Origin of the sequence: Microbulbifer sp. GL-2 (genome assembly GCF_007183175.1) — a bacterium.
Classification (GTDB): domain Bacteria; phylum Pseudomonadota; class Gammaproteobacteria; order Pseudomonadales; family Cellvibrionaceae; genus Microbulbifer.
In genome coordinates, this window is the sequence record NZ_AP019807.1 from 195,685 (window position 1) to 218,364 (window position 22,680).

Sequence of the window (22,680 nt, forward strand, 5' to 3'; positions counted from 1 at the left end):
GGAGCCACGCATGAGTTTTATCGCAACTGTCATGCTCGTCAGCAATCTGACCAATCCAATTCCTCCGGGCCTGGACCCCAATAAACCAGCCCCGATCTACGACAGCCCGGATCTTTATGGGGCCACACCATCGGTTATCGCACTGGACCCATCCACTATTAGAGCAAAACTCTATAGCCTGGGGTTCAAACCGATAACCAGTATGCGCTTTGTCGGTGGTCGCTGGAAGATACGGGCTGTCTATCAGGGAGAATTGAGAGCCCTGGAGGTCAACCCCGACAATGGAATTATTTTTGCTGATCGTCCAGCCAGGTAATGAATTAAAAAAAATTCCTTATTGAGAAAATGCTCAGACCATATCTCTGTAAGGAATTTGGTCGCAGCAGATTTAAATTTTGTTAAATAAAATTGAAAAAACTCAATTCGGTTCAATGTATCGAATCACGATATTGAAGTGGTGTCATTCCCTTCCAGCCCTTGTAGGCTCGGATAAATGAGTTGGGTTCCTTAAAACCAAGCATAAAGGAAATTTCAACCAGATGAAGGCTGGACCTGGCAAGGTAATGATCAGCCAGGCTGGACCTGACAGCCTGTAATACAGACTGGAAAGTTTGATCTTCCTCACCAAGTTTACGCTGCAAAGTTCGCTTACTAATTGCCAAACGCTCAGAAACTGCCTCTATGGAACTCTCTCCTGCTGGCAATAGTTCCATCAGTACTGACCTTACCCGGTCCATCATATTCGCCTTTCCATCCAAGTCCTTTAGCTGCTGGCTCAATTTTCCTTCAAAGAAACTCCACATAGCTGAATTGGCAGTCAGAAATGGTTTGTTGGCATCTTGCGCAGAAAAACAAATCTTCACACCGTTCGATTTTTTGAGTGAACAACCAAAAAAATATAAATAGGGTTCCTGGTCTCTCGGTAACTGGGGAAGGCCTAATTCCAATGGCTGGATTTTTTCCCGGGTTCCCAGGCGGCCCAAGTGCGTAAAGAAGACCAACTCACTCAATCCCAATGCAGGGGGGATCTCACCATCGCTACCATAGCACTGCAAACTCAGCCTGGTATGCTTTTCAGTGATCTCCAGATCCAAATCCAATGGACCTATCAAAGGTTTATACTGCTGAATCCGCAACAAAGCCTGATTCAAGTTTGCGCTGCACAGACTGGCAAAAACAGGAGGTTCAAAAGATTCGACAGTAAGGTGCTCTGCCAACAAAAGTGGCAGAGGCGTCTCTACCGAGGCCTGATCAAGACCAGACCAGAAACGAAAGTACTCCGTCGGGGTGAGGGCCACAGACTCCCGCTGCAATAAATCTGCCGGCAACCCTGCGTAAGCCAAAGCCAGGGCTGAATCGATATTCATATCATGTAACATCAATTTCCAGCTATGAGGGACCAGAAATTTAGCAGCGCGCTTGATCATCACTAAAGCCTGTTTGCGATCACGACTTTTCCATCGCCTGACGTGAAATTTTCAATACCATTTTACGGGGCAGCAAAGGTACAATCCAATTCAATAATAGCTTTAGCTTTTTCTCATTGAAAGCCACCAAATCTCCGCGCTCCATAGCTTGGTAGCCGCAAGTAGCAACGGACTTTGCCGAGCGGGCACTCTTCCAGAGTTCTACCCCATGAAGATTACCTGCTGCCACAAACCCTGTAGCTACAGCACCAGGGCACAAAACCGTCACCGTCACACCGGTCTCCTTCAATTCCTCCGCCAAGGCCTGACTAAATGAGGTCACATAAGCTTTGGTAGCGTAATAAACGGCCTGCAAAGGACCAGGCATAAAGGAAGCGGTAGAGGAAACATTCAGAATACGTCCGCTATTGCGGCTGACCATGCCTTTGATATAGAAATGCGTTAGATTGGATAGGGAGACCATATTTACCTGCATCATACCCTGCTCGGCCTCCAGGTCTCGTTGATAGAAGAGACCATGCCCACCGAATCCCGCATTGTTGATCAGGGTACCGACCTCCACTCCCTCCCGCTGGGTACGCTCAAAGATTCTCTGTGCCGACATAGGGTCAGATAGGTCCTCAACGATAACCATCGCCTGAATACCAAATTCTTTCTCCAACTGCTGCTTTAGTTGTAACAACTTACTTTCAGAGCGAGCAACCAAAACCAGGTCCCCACCCTTAGCCGCATGTATCCTGGCCAACTCAAGACCAATCCCCCCGAGGCTCCTGTGATCAATGCCGTATTCATATACCAATTCCCCAGATGTCAATGTTATGGCCAGTATATAATCAGATGATGACAGCAAAGAATCCAATCGTGCCAGTTGGCTATCCAAACACGCCAATAGCCATAGGCATAAAACTCTCACTTAACTAATTTATTAAAAACAAAAATCTACTTATAAGCAAAGGAGAAAGTACTATGCTTCAACTTATCGAAACTCTTGCGACAAGAAAGCCCTTACACTCTTACCGATCCTTTCTGATAGTCATAGCTTCCGCTTGATACTGTATTTAGCAGCTTGTTAGTTGGCAAGGCAGATGACGATACCGTGTTCCATATCAACACCCAGCCAAGAAATGAATTAAATGATTGGAACTCACTGAAATTTTTCTGGATAGACGTGTATCGTTTAAGTTGACAATCCAGCAACTTATCTATTGGACAAGCCATCATTCGAGGAAGAATAAGCAGGTGATGACTTAAAGTGCCGATAATAGACCGAGCGCAACTTCGCATGATTTTTTTTGGGATAAAATTACAAAAAAACATCAAGACAAGAATGTATAAGCTTAAAAAATAGAAAGAATAGAATATAATTCACTTTATTGAGTGTCAAACGGGCAAATGACACCAAACACAATATATCCAGGCTCAATCGCACTATTGATAAGCTGCACTTCAGAGCTGAATGCAGGAGTTAAAAAAATGTCATTTATATTAAACAACAACCTTGATCTGCTGTCTGGAATTGATACAACAACGAACAACCATATCAGTTTCGGCCATTTCTTAGGCTGCCCTTTTTAATTAGATAGTAGGCGAAGGATTAGTAACATAAAATCCAAAACAGCGCAGCCAGAAAAAATCAGCAAACAAAACAATTACCAATCATAATTTTATGCACATTTTCATCATTGAAGACGACATTGATTTGAGCCTGTACTTGCAAAAAGGGCTGAACCAGGAAGGGCATCGCGTTGAGCTAAGTCATGATGGAAAAACAGGGCTTTTGCAGGCTAGTACCGAGCCCTTTGATGTCATAATCCTTGATCAAATGCTTCCAGGTTTACATGGATTGAAATTATTAAAGGCACTACGCGGGATGGAGGTAGACACCCCAGTTTTAATGCTGAGTAACCTTGGAGAAGTTGACCATCGTGTAGAGGGCTTACGCAACGGGTGTGATGATTATTTAGCCAAGCCCTTTTCATTTGCTGAGCTTTTGGCCAGAGTCGAAGTCATTGGTAGACGTCGACCTCAGTCAGGCCCAAATGAGTCGCTCATGGTTTCAGACCTAAAATTGAATTTGTTAACCAGGCAAGCACTTCGCAAAAGCCGTGATATAGAACTACTAACACGAGAATTCAAACTACTCGAATACCTTATGCGTCATGAAGGGCAAATTGTTACAAAAACAATGCTACTGGAACAAGTCTGGGATATCCATTTTGATCCTAAAACCAACGTAGTTGAAGTACATATAAGCAGACTCAGAAGAAAAATTGACCAACCAACAGATAAACCCCTTATTCATACTGTAAGGGGGGCCGGATATGTCCTTCGCGCAAAAGATTAAGCTGCATAGGAGCTCAAGTTTTCGACTGGCAATTATCACTATCAGCTGTGTCTGCCTGAGCTCCAGTATTTCACTATTGACCATTTATTTACTGACAAAGCACTCCTTAACGAAGCCCATGCTTTCTAAAGTAGAGGGTATAGTTAACGACTCTATTATAGAAATCAATGACCAAGAATTTTTTCATCCAGAACTTTACCCTAAATTTAAAAAAATTGAGCCAAAACATTTTATCTACAACAACAGCTCGCCATCAAAGTTCACCATAGATTATATAACTCATTTTAAAATTCTTTTAGCAAAGCAGGGTTTAAGCAAACAGGAAGATCTTGCAGCTCGGGGTAGATTATTCGCACTGGGGGAGGATATCAGTCCACCACTGGAAAAAATCCCTTCTATTTTGGTGTGGTATCTCCTTAATAGTGAGTTCCCTGAAGATTTTCATGAATATATAGACAACCTCACAAATGAAAGATTTGAAGATTGGCCAGAATATGCTGAGAACATTAACGAGAATGCAACGTCACTTGCAAAGTATTATATTGAGGCTGAATATTTCCTTGACACTGAAGACCTGTGCGTACAACTTTTAGATACAAAGGGAAACAGCATTCTCAGCAATATTGATGGTTATAATCCAGGAAACTTACAATTAAGATCTGCCTACACGGTGATTTCAAATATAGCTCCAGCTCTTGGAGACAACCACAAACCGTATGTATGCCTTATGCAGGCTGCTCAGTTAAGTGATGGCGGAACTTTATTACTGGGTAAAAATTTCACCCGGGAATACCAGCTACTGGAAACTCAAAACAGAATTATATTTTATGGATTTTTAATTACCATAATCATCAGCTTATCCTGTGGATATCTTGTATCGCGAAGAGCTGTCAAAAGAATAAGCGATATCAACCAAGTATGCAGCCAGATTATAGCTGGAGATCTTAACAAGCGGATTTCACTTAATAACAATGGTGACGACTACGATCAACTCGCGCTCAATATCAATGCAATGCTGGATAAAATTCAACAGTTGATGACTGGCGTAAAACAGGTTTCTGACAACATTGCACATGATTTAAAATCCCCGCTTACTCGCCTACGAGGACAGCTCGAATTATTACTCCATATGGAAAAACCAGGTAAAGAGACTTTTGAAGCTATTATTGAAGAAAACGATCAGATCATAGAGTGCTTCAATGCCCTGCTGAGGATTTCACAAGTAGAGCAAGGCGCCCGAATATCTGCATTCCGGTATTTCTCTTTACATCGAGTCATTGATACTCTAGTTGAAGTCTATGAACCTATTTTCCAGGATCAAGGGATAGATCTTTCAATCAGTCTACTTGATGATCAATATGTAATCTATGGAGACAAGGAACAGTGGCTACAGTCTATTGCGAACCTATTTGATAATGTCATTAAATACGCACCAAAAAGTGGTAATCTACGTGTTAAGCTTTCAGCTCGATCCGAGGGGGATCGCAGCTATCTTCAATTACAATTGCATGATAGCGGCCCAGGAATTCCAAAAGATGACCAAAAAAAGGTGTTTGAGCGTTTTTACCGCCTGGAATCACATAGGCGTACGAAAGGCAATGGGCTGGGGTTAAGCTTGGTCATAGCAGTTTGCAATTTACACAAAGCCAAGATCAGCCTACAAAATTGCAATGGACTACTTGTAAAAATAGATATTCCATCAACTACTCGCTCACCCAGCCATACATTCCCAGGGTCAGAAAAAATGGAAATCTCTGTATAGCAACGATCATAAAAATGGCGGCAGGATGTTACTCAAAAAGCCTGGAGTTTACAGTTAACATATAAAAAATTCTTACTAAAGCAAAACAGCAACCCTTGTGGATAGCTGTTTTGCTTTCTCTCTAAGAATTAATCACCACTAACAGAATTACGTATAATCTCAATCGCAGAGTCTTGGCTTGTCGATACAGGCAGCCATACAATCAAGGTTGGAGATCCATCAGTATCTCTAATGATACCTGTTTTTACCCCGGACGAAACTTCACTATTGAATCTAACTTCCGGGAGCTTATTCGACCCCCACCGATGAATTACCAATACGGGATTTACCAGAGGATTAGTATCACTAGCCTTTGCGATCAGGGATATCACCTCCGATGATTTCGCAGCAGTCATGTGATAAGCCCTTTCATCCGTTTCAAAAGTCACTGTATTGTTTTCAACACCTTTAGTCGGATCGATTTTCGGTGGTGAAATCCATGACTTTGCCAGCCCCTGTAAATCAGACGCTGTTCCCTGTGTAAAGCCATACATCATGGAACCTGTTCCATACTCAAAAGCCTCCAGGTTGCCCACAGCAAAATGTGATACGCGGTCATTGGCAACAGAAAACCGACCATCAGAAGGAATTTGAGCTACCGGCCAGTGATTCCACGGACCAGCAAAGGGAAAAACACTTCCCAAGAAATCAATATATTTGGAACTTTCTTCGTTAGAGGATGGAAAGAAGCCTCCAGCCTGGCTTACACCGAAAACTTTCCAGCTCGTTTGGCTATTCAATACCGCTATGTTACCGGGCAAAGGAGTAGGGTCCCCGCCATCACTCGGTTGACTCAGAGATATGGGGTAAATCACATCAGAACTGTCACCCTTAAGCCCTGCAATCGAAACTGCATTATAATTCAAAAAGTCCTCAGCCTTTTGACCGGGCCCTAATAGCCACTGAAAATCTTGGTAAAACTCAATTCCGCCCTCATCAGCTACAGGATGATAAAAAACATCCCTGATTGCCACTCCATCGGGATATATCGTATGCACTTCATCAATGTAAGCAGTATCCATAACCAGTGAGTCAAACACGTCCGCCGCTGCATACCGCCAGTGGACTTTAACCCGTGCAGACGTATTTTCAATCATGCGAACATGGGTGCGTAAGGCTGCCTTATCGGACATATGCTCAGCTAAAGAGACAATCGGATTGACTGAAGCTGGGGTTTCAGGGTCGTCTGGATCGGGAATCACCAGCTCTACACTCTGGTCAGACATCCATCGGTTGTCCGTCACCAGGTTCATGCCATGTGATGTCCCTCGCCAATAGACATAACTAATTGGCTTGTTATCAAAACGGACAACAATATCCTCATTTTCTGTAACCCTCCACAAGCTATCCCAAGCATCATGAAAATCTAGTTTGGTATAAACCCCACCAAATTTTTGTGGATATTTTTCCAAGTCAGGCAACTGGCGCTTCGTAACACTGGGGTCAGGAGTTTCCTTTTGCGCTGATATAAATCCATTATAGCTATCACTAAAATCCTTAGCAGTAAGAGGTTGGTCATAAATGGCAATTTCGTCTATTGCTCCCTCAATACCAAATAGGCTTGAGAAATGGTTGTATTCATTTAACTCACCTTCCCTTACCCCATCAGTGGCCGGTAAAGCTGTATTATTCATTCCAACAATCAATGGCATATCAGGAACTGATAGTTTAAGCCCTAAAGATTGACTTTTATCTACTAACCCATTGATATAGAGCGAAAGACTACTGCCTGCAGAAACGCCCACATGAACCCATTGATTAGTCGGAATTACGCTGTCCGAAACCAGAGTTTCACCATTCGCGGTAAACAAAAGGTTGCCACTGGAATTTACCCCAAAATAATATCCCTGCCCCCCAACACCACTTGATTGGTGAATAATAGGAGCATTATTCCAGGGATAAGCAGCTAGATTGATCCATGCCTCAATAGAAATAGAGTCATTAAATACAGGCACTTCATCCTGGGCAACCACCACAGCGGACCTATAACCGTCAAACAGTAATGCCGAACCGGATACCCCCCCTACCCAATCACGGCCATGGCTATCAATATACCCAGTTGCCAAGTTTATTTTATCGACCGTACTTCTACCCTCCCCCTCATCAAACCTCCAGTGAGCCCTGGGCTGGCCAGGAAGTACGTGGTTTACAATTGGATTTGCCCCCTTCTGAATGGTATCTACCATTAGCTCTCCAGGCTTATTGTTAACATCAATAATACCGTTTTCTGTGAGCCGCATAGTTTGCAGGACAGCGCCCTTACCCATATCCCAATCTGTGACATTATCAGTGCCAGGCCGGTATAGCCTGGTTACATTACCATCAGAACTAATCGTTAGTATCTCGTGGACTACCCCTCGGGGTCCCTCCCTTTCATAGCATCCGCTTCCGGGAAGTAGCGCCAGTGGATAACAACTTTTTTGTCTGACTGCTCTAAGATACGGACATAGGAAAAGTCATTTGATTGATCAAAGCGAGTATTCGCCTCATCTGGGATAGCGGCCAAATGTTCTATCGGTGCAGAACCATTCCCAAAATACCAAACTGGCCGGTAGCTATTATCACGGGATAAAATTAGTCTACCTTTCCCTTCGAGATTTACAATGATATCGGCATAGGGACCTGTGATCTTTTCCGGAATATCCGGTGAACTCACACGAGTATAATATGCAAAGAAACCAGCCGATGTATGACTCATGTCTACTTGTGGGCTTTCAAGCTCAGGCACCTGAACTCCACTAGTGCTATCCGAATCCTTACAGCCAAGTACTGCGATACAAACAGCCAGTACAAGGTTACCTTTTGACAGTAACATTCCCACTCCTTCCTCTCATTTATTGACAGATAAGTCTAAGAGAACAGCTTAACGTCAGGCTGGATCGAAGATTACTTCGATGTAATCTAACTCCGGATATAGCCGGGTTGTATTCCTTGTATGTCAAAGCCCCTTCAATTGCATTATCAGAAATAAGATAAAGCCACATCCGAAGCTGGCCTTCCATAAAGAACCATTGAGCTATAAGCAGAAAAACACGAAACTTTGAAACGAGGCTCACAGAAATAAATTCTGGGTTGATTTACCTTGAAAATCTTTTAATGGCAAGGCTGCCCCAATGATAAAGTTACAAGGTCATCAGAAGATTCAGGTATTACTTTTTGTTCTATTAGGAATAATGGGAGTTGTTTTTTTAGCAGCACAAAAAAAGCAGAGCAACCAGAATGCTAACAAATATCTTTCTGTTCTTTTTATCGGCAACAGCTACACTCAACCACTTCCCCCAATAATCCAGTTGATCGCCCGTAATAATGGAACACTAATTAACTACCGATCCATTACCCCTGGAGGTTGGACCCTAAAGAAACACTCTCAATCCAAAGTAACTTTAGAAGCTATTCGTGAAAAACGATGGGATTACATAGTGTTACAGGAGCAAAGCCAGCTCCCCTCTTTCGCTGAAGAGCAGAGACGTAAAGAGATTTATCCCTACGCCGATAAGCTTGTTAAGGAAATCCGGAAGGCCAGTGCCAAACCTCTGCTTTTCCTCACCTGGGGCCGTAAGCATGGAGATATTCACAATATTCCCGATGATACCCGCAGCGAAATGCAAGCCCGTCTATTGGAGGGCTACCAGAATATGGCCAAATTAACCTCCTCAAAAATTATTCCGGTTGGCATTGCCTGGGAATCAGTCATATCCACCAAAGATTCTGATATCGACCTGTACACTCATGATGGGAGTCACCCCAATCATAATGGCATATACCTTTCTGCTGCTGTATTTGTTTCCCACTTGTTAGATTCATCGCAACTGATTTCCGCAGATCTAAACGGCTTACCTAAGGAGACAACTGAATTTCTTATACGGCAGACTAATACACTGGAATTTAAACTAGAGTCCATTTGACATCTTTACAGCTCTTAGTCTGAACTTATTCCATCAACTCCATCGGGACACAGTTCACTTCCACATAAAAAGTCAGCAACTTTGAAACTTCCCAACTCTATCTCAGCCTTTCCAAGACAAAAAAAAAGCCCCGCTAATGCGGGGCTTTTTTGAAAGGCTTTAAGGCCGGCTTACATCATGCCGCCCATACCGCCCATACCACCCATACCGCCCATGTCAGGAGCAGCCGGCTTATCTTCCGGAATTTCTGCAACCATGGCTTCGGTGGTGATCATCAGACCAGCGATAGAAGCTGCCGCCTGCATTGCAGAGCGGGTTACCTTAGCTGGGTCAAGAATACCCATTTCCAGCATATCGCCGTATTCGCCAGTAGCAGCGTTGTAGCCGAAGTTACCTTCGCCTTGCTTGATCTTGTCAACAACTACTGAGGCTTCGTCACCAGCGTTGGCTACGATTTGGCGCAAAGGCATTTCCATAGCACGCAGAGCAGCTGCGATACCGTGGTTCTGATCTTCGTTGTCACCAGCTACAGAGATAGCCTGGATAGCGCGAACCAGAGCAGTACCACCGCCAGGAACAACGCCTTCCTCTACTGCAGCGCGGGTAGCGTGCAGAGCGTCTTCAACGCGGGCTTTCTTCTCTTTCATTTCCACTTCGGTAGCGGCGCCTACTTTGATTACCGCAACACCGCCAGCCAGCTTGGCTACGCGCTCTTGCAGCTTCTCTTTGTCGTAGTCGGAAGAGGACTCTTCGATCTGTGCACGGATCTGGCCAACGCGAGCTTCGATGTCTTTAACATCACCAGCGCCGTCAACGATCACAGTGTTTTCCTTGGACAGGGTGATGCGCTTGGCAGTACCCAGGTGCTCCAGAGTGGTACCTTCCAGCTCCAGACCAACTTCTTCAGAAATTACAGTGCCGCCAGTCAGGATAGCGATGTCCTGCAGCATGGCTTTGCGACGGTCGCCGAAACCAGGCGCTTTAACAGCCGCTACTTTAACAATACCGCGCATGCTGTTGACAACCAGAGTTGCCAGCGCTTCGCCTTCTACGTCTTCAGCGATGATCAGCAAAGGCTTGGAAGCCTTGGCTACTTGCTCCAGCAGGGGCAGCAGGTCGCGGATGTTGGAGATCTTTTTGTCTACCAGAAGGATGAACGGGCTGTCCAGCTCGGCAGTCATGTTTTCCTGGTTGGTGATGAAGTAAGGAGACAGGTAGCCGCGATCGAACTGCATGCCTTCAACTACGTCCAGCTCATTCTCGAGACCGGAACCTTCTTCAACGGTGATTACGCCTTCTTTGCCAACCTTCTCCATAGCTTCGGCAATGATGGTACCAACGCTCTCATCGCTGTTCGCGGAGATAGTACCTACCTGGGCAATAGACTTGGTGTCGGCACAAGGAGTGGCCAGGCCAGCAATGTGCTCAACCGCTGCGGCTACCGCTTTGTCGATACCACGCTTCAGGTCCATCGGGTTGAAGCCTGCGGCTACAGATTTCAGACCTTCGGTTACGATTGCCTGAGCCAGTACGGTAGCGGTAGTGGTGCCATCACCCGCAGTGTCAGAAGCTTTGGAAGCAACTTCTTTCACCATTTGCGCACCCATGTTCTCGAACTTGTCTTGCAGTTCGATTTCTTTGGCTACGGAAACACCGTCTTTGGTTACGGTAGGAGCGCCGAAGGACTTGTCCAGGACTACGTTACGGCCTTTAGGGCCCAGGGTAGTTTTTACGGCGTCTGCCAGGATGTTTACGCCTTTCAGCATTTTCTGACGAGCGTCGTCACCGAAAATTACGTCTTTAGCTGCCATGATTCTTGTTCCTCAAATTCTTTTTGCGAGTAAAGTTAAAGGCTGGCCTTAGCCTTCCAACACGCCGTAGATGTCACCTTCGCTCATGATGATCAGCTCTTCGCCATCCACCTTGAGGGTATTGCTGTCGGCGTAGCGACCGAATACAACAGTGTCACCTACTTTGACAGACAGTGCGCGAACATCGCCATTGTCCAGCTGCTTGCCCTCACCCACGGCTACCACTTCACCCTGGTTTGGCTTTTCTTTGGCAGCGCCTGGCAGCACGATACCGCCAGCTGACATCGCTTCTTCTTCCTTACGGCGTACTACGACGCGGTCGTGTAAAGGACGAATATTCATGGATAAGTTCTCCATTGAGTCTTTTTAAGGTTTTCCAACATTGGCGGTACCGGCCCAAAGGGCCAGTAACCTCACCCCTCCCTGTTTCCCAGAGGCGGGGCTTAAATCTCAGTTGAACCCTATCTATGGGCGCAAGAATGGATTTCAACACTCCTTGGTGAAAAAACTATAAAAGTGCCGAATGAAACTCAAAAATGTGCACTATTTAACCAAATCAGTCTTTGGGGCGCTTGTGATCCACAGAGTTCTGTTTATCCCGTGAGTACTCACCCTCGATGGTATCGGAGCCACGTTTGGAGGAATGGGGCTGGTGTGGACCACCCGGCTGCACAATAGTGACATGGCGTAAAATTCTCCCCAGTAGCAGTTGACGCAAGCCAGGTATCAGGCAGGCAAACCCCAGGAAGTCGGTAATGAATCCAGGAGTCAACAGTAGTGCGCCACCAACGGCGAGAAAGATACCCTCTACCATCTCCTGGGCAGGGATATCACCGGTGCGCATCTTCTCCTGGGCGCGCGCCAAGGTAGAAAGCCCCTGGCGACGCAGCAGGGTTACACCAATGATGGCGGTCAGAAATACCAGGCCGATGGTGGGCAAGGCGCCGATTTCTCTCCCAACGGTGATCAGTACCCACATTTCAAGCACAGGTAGGACTATAAATAGAAGCAGCAAGGGACGCATAGAGAGAATTCCTGATGTAGAAGCCCCTGGTTGATCTAGGGCTTGGGACATTTTCAACATGCTGTATTAAATGGAGTGGGGAGGCAAATTATTCAAGGGCGCCACAATCAACCCCACGATAACCAGGAGAGAGGGAGGCTTGAATGGCAAGCGAGCAGCAGGACGCCATAGAGGTGCCGGCCATTGGCCGCAATCGCCACTTTGTTGATGAAATTTTGGCCGAAGCCGACATCCGGATAAACGGTGACAGGCCCTGGGATATCCAGCTCCATAGGGAGGAAGCACTCGATGAGATAGTCGCCCGCCACAGTATTGGGTTGGGAGAGACCTATATGCGCGGGGACTGGGATGTACAAGCACTGGACCAGTTTATTTACCGGCTTCTGGATGCGGATCTAAGCCGTCATATCAGTAATTGGCGCAATATTTGGCCTTACCTGCGCAGCTACCTCCTTAACCTGCAAAGCCGGCGCCGCGCCTTTGAGGTGGGTGAACACCATTACGATCTGGGTAATGAGTTCTATGCAGCCATGCTCGACAGCCGCCTGACGTACAGCTGTGGCTATTGGAAGGATGCAGAGACCCTCGATGAGGCCCAGGAAGCAAAACTGGACCTGATATGCCGCAAGCTTCAGCTTGAACCGGGAATGCGGTTACTGGATATCGGTTGTGGCTGGGGAAGCCTGATCGGCTACGCCGCACAGAAATACCAGGTGGAATGTGTTGGCGTAACCATATCTCGCGAACAGAGAGCCTATGTCGCCGAGCGCTATGCCAACCTGCCGATCACCGTTCACCTGCAGGACTATAGAATACTGGATGAACCCTTCGACCGGATTGCCAGTGTCGGTATGTTTGAACATGTAGGGCACAAAAACCACCGGGAATTCATGCAGGTTTCAAAACGCTGCCTGAAAAAAGATGGAATTTTACTGCTCCACACCATCGGTAAAGCCAGACCCGTCCATACCGACCCCTGGGTTGAGAAATATATTTTCCCCAATGGAGAGATACCGGCAGCCAGTCAAATCACCAAAGCCGCCCAAGGGCTACTAACCTGTGAGGACCTGCATAACTTCGGCCCGGATTACGATAAGACCTTGATGGCCTGGCATGAAAATTTTGAACGCAACTGGCCCCGTTTTGCCGACCGCTATGGCCGACGCTTCTATCGTATGTGGCGCTACTATCTTCTAATGTGTGCCGCATCATTTAGGGTCCGTAGAATGCAGTTATGGCAGTGGATGCTGTCAAACAACAAGCCCGGTGGTGTGGAACGCATTTGCTAGATAGGGATGGCCCCGATTAAATGTCGAGCGTTACTGTTAACTAGCATATTGTGGTTCCAGTACATAAACCTCTCGGTAGTGACACTTAGGCGAAGCCACTACCGGGAGATTCATTCGAGCCTTACCGCGACCATTTTGGCTAACCTTCGGTTCTTCGAACATCTAATACAACAACACTTACCTTGTTAGTGATCCATGCGGTTAATTTAATAAAAATTATCTTGCTCGTTCGACAGAAGCCAGAATATCACACGCAAGTTTTGGCGACCTTTATCGATTTGTACTCTCCGCACTGTTGGCTTTGATATAAATCTCCAGCTCTGTGATTAGTCTGAAATTCATCGGCAGAACTAAAGCGAAGCGACGGCTTTATTGTCAGCCGCCTCTACTTGTATAGTTGTTCTTTCCTGATTCTGATATTGAAAATCATTTTCGCTTAGGGGTAAATTGAGATCTAACCTCGGCGGCCACCGAAAGCCTTGTTCATCACCGTCCACTACAGTACCGGCTCATAAAGAGTGATAAATGAAGGAATATCAGCGATACCCTCTGCACCGGGTAATTCGATGCACTTATGTGCAGAGGTGGGGGAGCAGCGGCCAGGAAAAGGGTCTAAATATTAACAATTCGGTGTAGCGCCTAATTATAAACCTGTGCCTGCTGTGCGTAATCTGTGGTACATAGTCACAACGAATCTTCCACCTAAAACCAGCACTAAAGAAATTATAAATACAGCAACGTATCCATAATTAATAGTTCCCAGAGAAAAAAGCTGGCCAACAACAACACCCACGGACTTTAGAGCCCAGTAAACTCCTATAAGAAATGTGCCAGCCACCACCAACCCCGCCTCTGAAATGGCGGCATCCCCATCGCTCGAGACGATGGTTTTACGAGCTATCTTAGGAGCCAAAATCCAGAGAACTATGCCAATGACAAATGGAATTACCACCCATCCAGCAACGGAAATAATGGGTATTGATTGTCCGCTATCCGAAGATTTTAGCGTAATGATAAACGGCAAAACATTCCCCAAATTATTTAGAACGAGATATGCCGCTAAAATTTTTATTGCCAATTCTGAAAATTGCATCATGGTTTCGGCCTATAGAGCTATAGCTTTGGAGCGGCAGGACCAGCAGTATAAGTCAACCACCCCAGCCGCACATAATTTGCCTGACACTTAATATCACCTTGCTAGCATTTACTAGCAACAGGGCAGCCCCCTCCAATTTGAAAAGTAAAACCTTAATACCATCAATATTTCTCGCCACATTCGAACCAATAATATTCTAAACCAACCTCAATTGACGTCAGCCACCCTCCTCTCACACCTAATCAAACCACTTTTCTCATAAAAAAATCTTATTTACCAAAATTTAATTCAATAAATCACAAAGCACGCATCTCCGCTTAAGATAGGATTTCCTGTTCGTGTAATGCTACAGACTCAGTGCATATAGACCGAGAAACCGCGGAGTAATTTGAAGATCTAGCAGTGAAGTGCACCATTTACCTTTTGACTCCATTTCGTTCGTATATGATTCAATACCAAAAGATACTGACTTATTTATTCTATCCTTTGCCTCCAAGAGATTTGATCGTAGAATCTCCCACATCTCTGCAGGACCACCACCTTCAATGTTACCAAAAGTCTCAACACCCACAAGCATCAAATTATCTAGCTCTATAAATTCCGGTTTCATCATCAACCCGCAAATACGTGAAGAAAAATAACTCAATTTCCTAGGATAAATTAAAGCGTAGATCAGGTTTAACCTAACAGTAGTTTATTATGCACTGACGCTTTCGTTAAGGACCTTTATCAGACGATCTATATTTTGCTCATTTGCAGAGCCAGCTCTTGCCTTTACAGCTTGTGCTGTTTCAGCATTTTCAAAAACTTGCTCCCAAGTTAAATATGTACCATCACCTTCAGGGATCAGGCGTATAGTAAGCTTAAAATTTGGAGGGCAATCATGATGGATCACAATTTTGGAATTGGGCACTAAATCCTCGAAGAAACTTTCATTGGGGTAGTCGATACCATCCGGACTATGCATTATAAATTTCCAACAACCGCCAGCAGTGAACTCAAACACTTCGAAAGTATTAGTAAATCCTTCAGGTCCCCACCATGCTGTCAATAAATCAGCAGATGCAAAAGCGCTATAGATTTCATTAGGTGAGAAAGCTAAGGTTCTTGAAGTTCGCAACGTTCTGTCGTCAGTCATGCTCATAACTCCGATCTACTTGAATTGTGTTGTGTAAAATGCCCCACACATAGGCAGGTAAAATGCATCTGCGTCTTGTTTGTCCAAACGGCCATAGTGCTGCCGCAGTAATATGATACTTTCAAAGTGTGCACGTCATCAATATACAGCCTCCATCATGGGGAATAAGCTTATGAGGCTCCAGTTTTATCTTTTTAATACTTTTAAATCCATGTTTCTTGTAAAATTTAATAGCTTTTGTGTTATCAGAAAATACTATAAGACTTAACTCAGCATAATCTTCACTGCTTGCTTTTATTTTTGTATATTCGAGTAGTAATTTTCCGACTCCAGCCCCTCTGTATATTTTTTCAACACACATAGCATCTAGAAAATAACTCCCCTCAGCTCTGGTAGAATAAAATTCACGAAACCTCTCCAAACGATCTGGGGGTAAAAAATTCACTAATTCATCAGTTATACAATGAAATTGTGCGGGATATGACAAAGCCATCCCGATGATTTTTTGATCAGACTCAGCAACAATACAACTGCGGAATGTATGTGGATAAATATCTTGTTCTAAGCCATCAGATAGTATTTGGACAGATGACGTATTTGGTACTAATTCATGGAATAAGTACTCTAAAGCTCCATCTGAGGCTTTATAGTCAAGCTCCGCGATACGGTAACTGTCTTCCTTCTTTCCTTGTCTATAGTTCACATTCATCTCAGCCACTCTGGTTAAACGTACGACTCAAATAACGTTTCCAACAGGGACGGGCGGAGCATTTGAATGCGAACCGCGCCGCGTAGGCAGGACAGCCTAACCCTGACGGAACTGGGCGAACCTGCTGGCCTTGTATGGTTGCTCTTCTCTAATTCTGATACTGAAAATCCTTTTCACTAACGGATAAATTGAGACCCACCTTCGGCGGTCACCAAAGGCATTCTTTATCACAGTTCGCCGCTGTGCCGGCTCATAAAAGACCGATAACCATTATAAATGCGATAAGCACTCACCAGGCATAACTCGAATAATCATCTTGGCCTCGAGCCCGAATAATAAGGCGAAGATAGGTTATTTAAGGAACCTCAAGAAATCAATGTCGTTATCGATTCTGTCTGGTAGAAACCTCCGTAAGCAACGAGTGGCAGATGCCAGGACGCCCATACAAGTCCGCTGACGAGATAGGGGTTCTTAACGCCACCACCTACCAACTTTGGCAACAGGAATCCGCGCCATCCGAGCTCTTCCCCAAATGCACCAATCAAGCCAAGCACTAAGACGGACAGTAGAACAGGGCTGAGTCGGATCAGTTGTTCAAATGATACCAGCGAGAATTGCCGGATATCGATGGCTGCAGATACCAGACCCGTTAGCAATACTAATAGGAATGGAATTGCGACGGCATAGACGTAGTAGCGTCCCTTTCCGATCCGAAAGCTGACATCTTCATATCCAGATTTCAGGATGAGTCTCAGTAATATGGAAAGAGCGCCAGGGATGCACATCAGGGCGACTATCCAGAGCGGGCCGAAGTTTCTGACACCCCCGCTGGCGATGATAAACGCCTCAAAGCTCCAACTAATTGCAAGCACTGAGACGATGAAGACTAATGCTTGGTTTCTGTCGCTCATCATATCTCCGCATTTTCAACGGCTAACACCCCTGGTAAGGCGCAAAAGTATGTTGACTTGGCTTTTGCGCCTTTTGCAAAAGGCATGACGACATATTTTTGTCGTTCTTTACCGGTTTGTTAGCCGCGGACACGCCGGTAGTGCAAAGCGACCACGCCACTCTGTAGTGGTTTCGCCGAGACCAGTTCGAGCTGGCGCGCGCTCGGCAGCCCACTCTGGTACAGAGTCGGGCCGTGCCCAGCAATCCTAGGGTGGACGAGAAATTTGTACTCGTCGATCAGATCCAGTCGATCAAGTACTGTCGCGAGCTTGCCGCTGCCAAGAAGCACACCAGTAGGGGTCTCGTCCTTGAGTTTCTGCACACTCATGCGAAGGTCGCCGGCGATATGGTGGCTATTGCTCCATGGGTAGTCCTTTCGCGTCGACGATACCACATACTTCGGCTTTGCCTCCAGCTTGAGCGCCCACTCGCGAATCGCGAGTGATTCTCCCATGTCGCCGCGCGCAACCGCCGGCCAGTAGCTCTCCATCATCTCGTAGGTGACTCGACCCCAAAGCATCGCACCGCTCTCATCCATGAGGCGTGTAAAGTAAGTGTGTGTCTCGTCGTCGGCGATACCTTCCTGGTGATCGACGCACCCGTCCAGCGTAACATTAATACTGAATATCAAGAATCCCATACGGCCAGTCTCCGGCTAACTCCGCGCACGTCGGCGGTTGAAACAGAGCGAAGCAGGGTATAGGCCATCCCAGCCTGCGCCTTTTACGGGAGAAAATTGCTCTTTGTTAAATACTACCCCTTCCCCCATGGGTAATCTGGTGGAATGTAGCCCTCTACTCTTTCCATTTTTAATAAAGATCTTTTACCAAAAACCGTAGAATATATACTCGATGAAAGCTAAGAACCGTCTGGGTTTATAGTGATACTCTCCACCTTGAATTCACCATCCAAAGTTAGGTTGAATAATGTTCCTTGCTGCGCGCCACACCTCCAATAGCCCCATAGATTATTGCGACCGGATTCATGTTTCTCAAAAGCAATTGCCTTCGGGTGAAACGCTACAACCTTACTTATATATGATCATTCGTCTTACTTAGATAGATCATAAAAGGCCCGCAGCAATTACCAAACATTGCTGATGCTCCAAATATAATTTTATCTACTACACCATCGTCATTTAAATTGCCACTATATATATCCGTAATCTGTTCTAACCTGGCTTGAAAATAGAATCAGGGAAAAAACCAAATATCTATACATTTGATAATTCCTTTTTGGATTAATGCCAGATTCAGTGGCAAACAAGAAGGCATGTCCGCTGATATTTTTGTTATACTGCGTCCGTCAGCTTGGAGAGATTTAAAAAAGGCTTAGCAAACGTAAAGGCTTCACTGCTCGGGCCCTTACTTTGCAGAATTGACAATCTCCCTGTACCCTCTTTGACTGTCGGAATATGACCTACTGGCACCCACCATAAAGCCTGATGCATGCTTTTCATTTTGTTAAACCACGCGTCACGATCTCTGATTAACTCTACGTGAGCAGATTTATACACATAGTTTTTCAGTGATTCAAGATCTTCCCAAACGCTCATATTTACAATAATCATTGGATCATCAAATGCTTGAATTGATGTTGCATCACCCTCTTCAGTTTGAAGTCTCCAGACAAACCCTTTGGAGCCATCTGCTAAAGCATTTATTTCATCCAATCGTTCAACAAACCCTCTCATTGTTTCAGATTCCATAGAAGCTTTGGATTGGGCAATATTTATTTGAGCTAGATTGAAGTCTTTCATTATTCTTCTCTAAAAAAATTGTTGATCTGGAATGAAACTGTATAACGCTCAGCACACGGACGGCCGAAGCGAAGCGCAGGCCATCCAGCCCGCGTAGTTTGTGGGTGGTCGTGCTGCTGTTTATTATGTATTTTGAGTATTTTAAAATTGCCCCGCAGTAAACAAGCCTGCTGCAACTAATACAACAAGGCCAGTTGCACTACACCAAAAAGCATAATTATTGCCGCTATTACCTTCTAGATAGATAACTTGTTTTGGTGAAGGGTAACGACCTAGCGTGACAAGCTTACAGATAGGCCAGCCAATCCAGTAGCAGATGGTGCCGAAGAAAATTTCCGCCAAGATATATCCTACACCCCGGAAAAATCCCTTCCCAATCTCTCCAATTAACTCATCCATAACTATGTTCTCTGCTTATACATAACGCCCGCCGCACAGACGAGCAACTTGTTGCTAGCCCAAAGCACGTATTTGTACCGGCGCTGGTTACAATTAATTTCAATAATGGAGGCAGGTAACCATATTATAGTCAAGCGCCTCTCCAATTTGGTGAAGCCCAACCACGGTAGAATTTTCGGCCGCCCAATAGAGATTCGCAATTATTTCTCGAATCGCTTTTCTATCCATATTCAGGCTTAAATGTGCGTCGATAGACTGCAACTCTCTGGAAAGCTGCATGCAAGAAGTCGCGACCACATCAATCTTCCTTTTCAGTTCTTCAGATTCCATTTTTCTATTGCTTATAATGCCCAGGTCAGCGGACTGTGAAGGCGCAGGCTTTGTGGGTCCGCTGCACCCGATTGTTAGATTTTGTACTTGAAATCGATGCATATCACCGTCCATAATAGTGTTTTGCTCGACCAGCTTTCAATTCAAGTACTTTTTCTTTACGATCTATCGTCAAGCAAACTGAATTGTCAATTCTGTCACCAACCGAGATGTGTTCTAATAATCCAACGATCTCGTCAGGTTCCTCAGTACACCATCCCACGTTTTTTAGACTGTACATGTAGACTTGCTTCTCAATGATCCTGAAGAATACCGCCCAATTTATATCTGGTGTAGACGAAATAAAGTACCCATCTTCAAAGGCACACCAGATGTTATCAAATACGTATTTTTCGTCTTCAATATCCATACAGGTCTCTGAGGATACTCCCTAAATCTAAAACCCCTAGGTTTGACTTATTAAATTGCCGATTACGCTGCATTAAATGCCTCAAGTACGATTTCAATTGGCTTACTATTCTCCTTTTGAAGTGAGCCAATCCAATATCTAGAATTTTCTCCGAAGGGTTCATCAATCTGGAACTTCACGCCATCAAGCTCGAACTCGCAGAATATATCTTCTCGGAACCAGGAGAACCATCTCTTAGGGCGTTTGGTTATCGTTACACCCTGAATGCCTTCTACAATTCTGGTCGCCTTCCTCCTACCACAGAAAAGGTTCTCGATTTCGAAAGAATACAATCGATTGTTCTCGATGTAGGTCGGATACATCTTCATAAGGCAATTTAACGCCCAAATCAGGTGCTCCATAGGCCTTACCTGAATTTTTTTGTTATGTGGTGGTTGCGAAGCTGTTGAGAGCAGAACCCTCGAACCTGAAATATTGCTTTTCTTTCACTTCCTCTGCACCAATCGCAGCATAGAACTCACCAGCTACTGGATTTGATTTCTCAGCTGTCTAATCAAGACGATTACAACCATGTTCAAGAGCATATTTTGCAATATATCTCATAAGCTGCCTGCCAACTCCTAGACCTCTTGATGATGAAGATGTAAATAGATCTTTCATATAGATTTGGCCTGAAAGCTTTGGAGCAGGGAATAAAACAGAGATGGTTGCGAAACCAACTACTTTTTCTGGCTCATCCATTGCGAGTAGGACTTGTACTCCTGAAATTTCTGAGAAGACCTTGTTTAGAAAGTAGTCTCTAATTTCATTCAATGAAGCTGCTTTATCACCAAAATAATACTCTTCCAGCTCTCTGAAGATAGGCAATATCTTTTCAATATCTAATTTTTTAGCGAATTTGATTATCATGATTGAACCACATAACGCCGCCGGCAGGGGCAGCTTACCTTGTACGTCTTTTGCGTGAAAATGGGAACACAGCGACCGGCACACAATGTAAGCTGTCCCGCGAAGGGTCGCATGCCCAGAGCAAATTGCCCGGACTAGTTAACTGGCCTCACCGCCTGACTAAATTCAAGCTTGTTGGACTTAGCTTGCCAGCTTTACTGTAGCTCTCATTTCTTATGACTGTATTGTTATCTAGAAACTTAAAAGAAAGCGAGTGTTGGTGATTATCCGTAAGAGTTTTAAGGTTTGTAGCATCAAGAAATTCAAAGGAAATGCTATTTGGATCACTCGATTGTTGGAGTTTCAATCTAGGCTGATTTCCTTGCGGACAATAATGTGTAGCAAGCAAGCTCTCTCCATCTAGGTGATACATGGTAAAGGAATGAGAAGCACCTTTATAAATCCAGTTCTCCATAAGCACACTACCATTAGCGCTACTTTGGAATGAGATATAGAAATTACTGCTATCACTACCTTCTTTTTCCCACTCTCCAACTAGAGACTTTAGCTTCTCAAAATCGTTATTTGGATCAGCGATTACGGAGCATGACAATACGGGTAAAAATAAAAACCAGACAATTCTCATTAGGTCAATTCCTTCTGACAGTTAAGGCTGAGTTCAGCTGACCGAATCCAGAGACGCGAAGCGGCGGCGGATTTGAATCAGCTGGAACGACTTGTTAGAAAAATTCAGATTGAGTCTAAGAATGACGTAATTTGCTTGATTCTTTCTTTATGACTTCCCCCAACCTCAATAACTTGAAACTCATTAGAACCTTCAAATTCATATATTAAATCTTGAAGCTGAATATCGACTTCCTTTCTCAGTTCTGGGTTTTCAGATTCAGGACATCTAATTCTATCAGGGTTTTCCACTGGAACAAAAATGACAATGTCTATTAGCTCCATCACTTCTAGAATTTGTTCACGGTATTCTTCTAGTGATACCGAGTTATTATTTATAGCATTTATATAAGCGACGAAATCTAATGGACAACGTTCAAACAATCTATTGTTCTGACTACTTGTTATCAATTCAATGGAATAGTCTAACTGAGCTATAAAATCATCTTCACTTGGTGAGTCGCTGAATTCATGCCCCTTCTCTTCAAGCAAAATGTATGGCTCCTCTATAATTTCAAAGTTATCAAGCGAACCACCGAGATCATCTAAAATAGTTGTCTTTCCTGTGCAATGCGAACCTGATATAGCAATTTTCATATTCTATTTTATTTCAATTGTTTTCTAACGCCGTGTACAGGGATCACCAAAAGCGGCGCACTGGTTGTGTGAAACTGTGATCGAAGCAATCCACACAAAAGGTGCATAGCTTTGGGAGC

25 protein-coding genes are annotated in these 22,680 nt (G+C 44.7%); 5 read left to right on the plus strand and 20 right to left on the minus strand.

Going from position 1 to position 22,680, the window contains the following annotated elements; all coding sequences use genetic code 11:
• Positions 1-10: 10 nt before the first annotated feature.
• Positions 11-316 (plus strand): hypothetical protein, encoded by a 306-nt coding sequence (locus tag GL2_RS00840; RefSeq protein WP_143728850.1) that lies wholly within the window; start codon positions 11-13, stop codon positions 314-316.
• Between the two features lie 112 nt (positions 317-428).
• Here GL2_RS00840 and GL2_RS00845 read toward each other — a convergent pair whose 3' ends face one another.
• Entirely contained in the window at positions 429-1,427 is a 999-nt protein-coding gene (locus GL2_RS00845; protein WP_143728851.1) for an AraC family transcriptional regulator, read from the minus strand.
• Positions 1,428-1,446: 19 nt separating this feature from the next.
• The gene (locus GL2_RS00850; RefSeq protein WP_232053724.1) at positions 1,447-2,241 is read right to left on the minus strand and encodes an SDR family oxidoreductase; all 795 of its coding nucleotides are present in this window, start codon (positions 2,239-2,241) and stop codon (positions 1,447-1,449) included.
• Between the two features lie 852 nt (positions 2,242-3,093).
• Between GL2_RS00850 and GL2_RS00855 the strand changes: the two genes are divergently transcribed.
• Together GL2_RS00855 and GL2_RS00860 are read left to right on the plus strand one after the other, a co-directional pair.
• A complete protein-coding gene (locus GL2_RS00855) occupies positions 3,094-3,771 on the plus strand; it encodes a response regulator transcription factor (protein WP_143728852.1) in 678 nt (225 codons plus the stop codon).
• 118 nt (positions 3,772-3,889) lie between these two features.
• On the plus strand, positions 3,890-5,533 hold the full coding sequence (locus GL2_RS00860) for a HAMP domain-containing sensor histidine kinase (protein WP_172621014.1): 1,644 nt from the start codon (positions 3,890-3,892) through the stop codon (positions 5,531-5,533).
• A gap of 128 nt (positions 5,534-5,661) precedes the next feature.
• On the opposite strand, the gene GL2_RS00865 is transcribed toward GL2_RS00860, so the two are convergent.
• Both GL2_RS00865 and GL2_RS00870 read right to left on the minus strand, forming a co-directional pair.
• Positions 5,662-7,839, minus strand: a complete 2,178-nt coding sequence (locus GL2_RS00865) for a LamG domain-containing protein (RefSeq protein WP_143728854.1) — start codon at positions 7,837-7,839, stop codon at positions 5,662-5,664.
• Positions 7,840-7,922: 83 nt separating this feature from the next.
• On the minus strand, positions 7,923-8,387 hold the full coding sequence (locus tag GL2_RS00870; protein WP_143728855.1) for a hypothetical protein: 465 nt from the start codon (positions 8,385-8,387) through the stop codon (positions 7,923-7,925).
• A gap of 358 nt (positions 8,388-8,745) precedes the next feature.
• Between GL2_RS00870 and GL2_RS00875 the strand changes: the two genes are divergently transcribed.
• Positions 8,746-9,477 (plus strand): DUF4886 domain-containing protein, encoded by a 732-nt coding sequence (locus GL2_RS00875; RefSeq protein WP_143728856.1) that lies wholly within the window; start codon positions 8,746-8,748, stop codon positions 9,475-9,477.
• A gap of 170 nt (positions 9,478-9,647) precedes the next feature.
• On the opposite strand, the gene groL is transcribed toward GL2_RS00875, so the two are convergent.
• From groL to GL2_RS00890, 3 genes are all read right to left on the minus strand, one after another.
• Positions 9,648-11,288, minus strand: a complete 1,641-nt coding sequence (gene groL, locus GL2_RS00880; protein ID WP_143728857.1) for a chaperonin GroEL — start codon at positions 11,286-11,288, stop codon at positions 9,648-9,650.
• Positions 11,289-11,336: 48 nt separating this feature from the next.
• Entirely contained in the window at positions 11,337-11,630 is a 294-nt protein-coding gene (locus GL2_RS00885; protein WP_143728858.1) for a co-chaperone GroES, read from the minus strand.
• A gap of 214 nt (positions 11,631-11,844) precedes the next feature.
• Positions 11,845-12,312, minus strand: a complete 468-nt coding sequence (locus GL2_RS00890) for an FxsA family protein (RefSeq protein WP_143732744.1) — start codon at positions 12,310-12,312, stop codon at positions 11,845-11,847.
• Positions 12,313-12,455: 143 nt separating this feature from the next.
• On the opposite strand from GL2_RS00890, the gene cfa reads away from it, so the two are divergent.
• Positions 12,456-13,601: a cyclopropane fatty acyl phospholipid synthase gene (gene cfa, locus GL2_RS00895; protein WP_143728859.1), complete on the plus strand. Its 1,146-nt coding sequence runs from the start codon at positions 12,456-12,458 to the stop codon at positions 13,599-13,601.
• Positions 13,602-14,244: 643 nt separating this feature from the next.
• Here cfa and GL2_RS00900 read toward each other — a convergent pair.
• The 13 genes from GL2_RS00900 to GL2_RS00960 form a co-directional block, all read right to left on the minus strand.
• The gene (locus tag GL2_RS00900) at positions 14,245-14,697 is read right to left on the minus strand and encodes a hypothetical protein (RefSeq protein WP_143728860.1); all 453 of its coding nucleotides are present in this window, start codon (positions 14,695-14,697) and stop codon (positions 14,245-14,247) included.
• Positions 14,698-15,394: 697 nt separating this feature from the next.
• On the minus strand, positions 15,395-15,835 hold the full coding sequence (locus tag GL2_RS00905) for an SRPBCC domain-containing protein (protein WP_143728861.1): 441 nt from the start codon (positions 15,833-15,835) through the stop codon (positions 15,395-15,397).
• A gap of 121 nt (positions 15,836-15,956) precedes the next feature.
• The gene (locus GL2_RS00910) at positions 15,957-16,544 is read right to left on the minus strand and encodes a GNAT family N-acetyltransferase (protein WP_143728862.1); all 588 of its coding nucleotides are present in this window, start codon (positions 16,542-16,544) and stop codon (positions 15,957-15,959) included.
• A gap of 365 nt (positions 16,545-16,909) precedes the next feature.
• Positions 16,910-17,455: a type II CAAX prenyl endopeptidase Rce1 family protein gene (locus tag GL2_RS00915; RefSeq protein WP_172621015.1), complete on the minus strand. Its 546-nt coding sequence runs from the start codon at positions 17,453-17,455 to the stop codon at positions 16,910-16,912.
• Between the two features lie 119 nt (positions 17,456-17,574).
• Entirely contained in the window at positions 17,575-18,135 is a 561-nt protein-coding gene (locus GL2_RS00920; protein ID WP_143728864.1) for a dihydrofolate reductase family protein, read from the minus strand.
• A 651-nt stretch (positions 18,136-18,786) separates the two neighbouring features.
• Positions 18,787-19,254, minus strand: coding sequence for a DUF3291 domain-containing protein (locus tag GL2_RS00925; protein WP_143728865.1), 468 nt, complete (start codon positions 19,252-19,254; stop codon positions 18,787-18,789).
• Positions 19,255-19,395: 141 nt separating this feature from the next.
• Positions 19,396-19,653, minus strand: coding sequence for a hypothetical protein (locus tag GL2_RS00930; protein WP_197736499.1), 258 nt, complete (start codon positions 19,651-19,653; stop codon positions 19,396-19,398).
• A 99-nt stretch (positions 19,654-19,752) separates the two neighbouring features.
• Positions 19,753-19,983 carry a hypothetical protein gene (locus tag GL2_RS00935; protein WP_143728866.1) on the minus strand — a complete coding sequence of 77 codons (231 nt, stop codon included), beginning with the start codon at positions 19,981-19,983 and terminating at the stop codon, positions 19,753-19,755.
• A 103-nt stretch (positions 19,984-20,086) separates the two neighbouring features.
• Positions 20,087-20,392: a hypothetical protein gene (locus GL2_RS00940; protein WP_143728867.1), complete on the minus strand. Its 306-nt coding sequence runs from the start codon at positions 20,390-20,392 to the stop codon at positions 20,087-20,089.
• Positions 20,393-20,454: 62 nt separating this feature from the next.
• A complete protein-coding gene (locus GL2_RS00945; protein ID WP_143728868.1) occupies positions 20,455-20,793 on the minus strand; it encodes a hypothetical protein in 339 nt (112 codons plus the stop codon).
• Between the two features lie 148 nt (positions 20,794-20,941).
• Positions 20,942-21,301 carry a GNAT family N-acetyltransferase gene (locus GL2_RS00950; RefSeq protein ID WP_197736500.1) on the minus strand — a complete coding sequence of 120 codons (360 nt, stop codon included), beginning with the start codon at positions 21,299-21,301 and terminating at the stop codon, positions 20,942-20,944.
• A gap of 148 nt (positions 21,302-21,449) precedes the next feature.
• The gene (locus GL2_RS00955) at positions 21,450-21,926 is read right to left on the minus strand and encodes a hypothetical protein (protein ID WP_143728869.1); all 477 of its coding nucleotides are present in this window, start codon (positions 21,924-21,926) and stop codon (positions 21,450-21,452) included.
• 104 nt (positions 21,927-22,030) lie between these two features.
• Entirely contained in the window at positions 22,031-22,561 is a 531-nt protein-coding gene (locus tag GL2_RS00960; protein WP_143728870.1) for an AAA family ATPase, read from the minus strand.
• Positions 22,562-22,680: the final 119 nt, after the last annotated feature.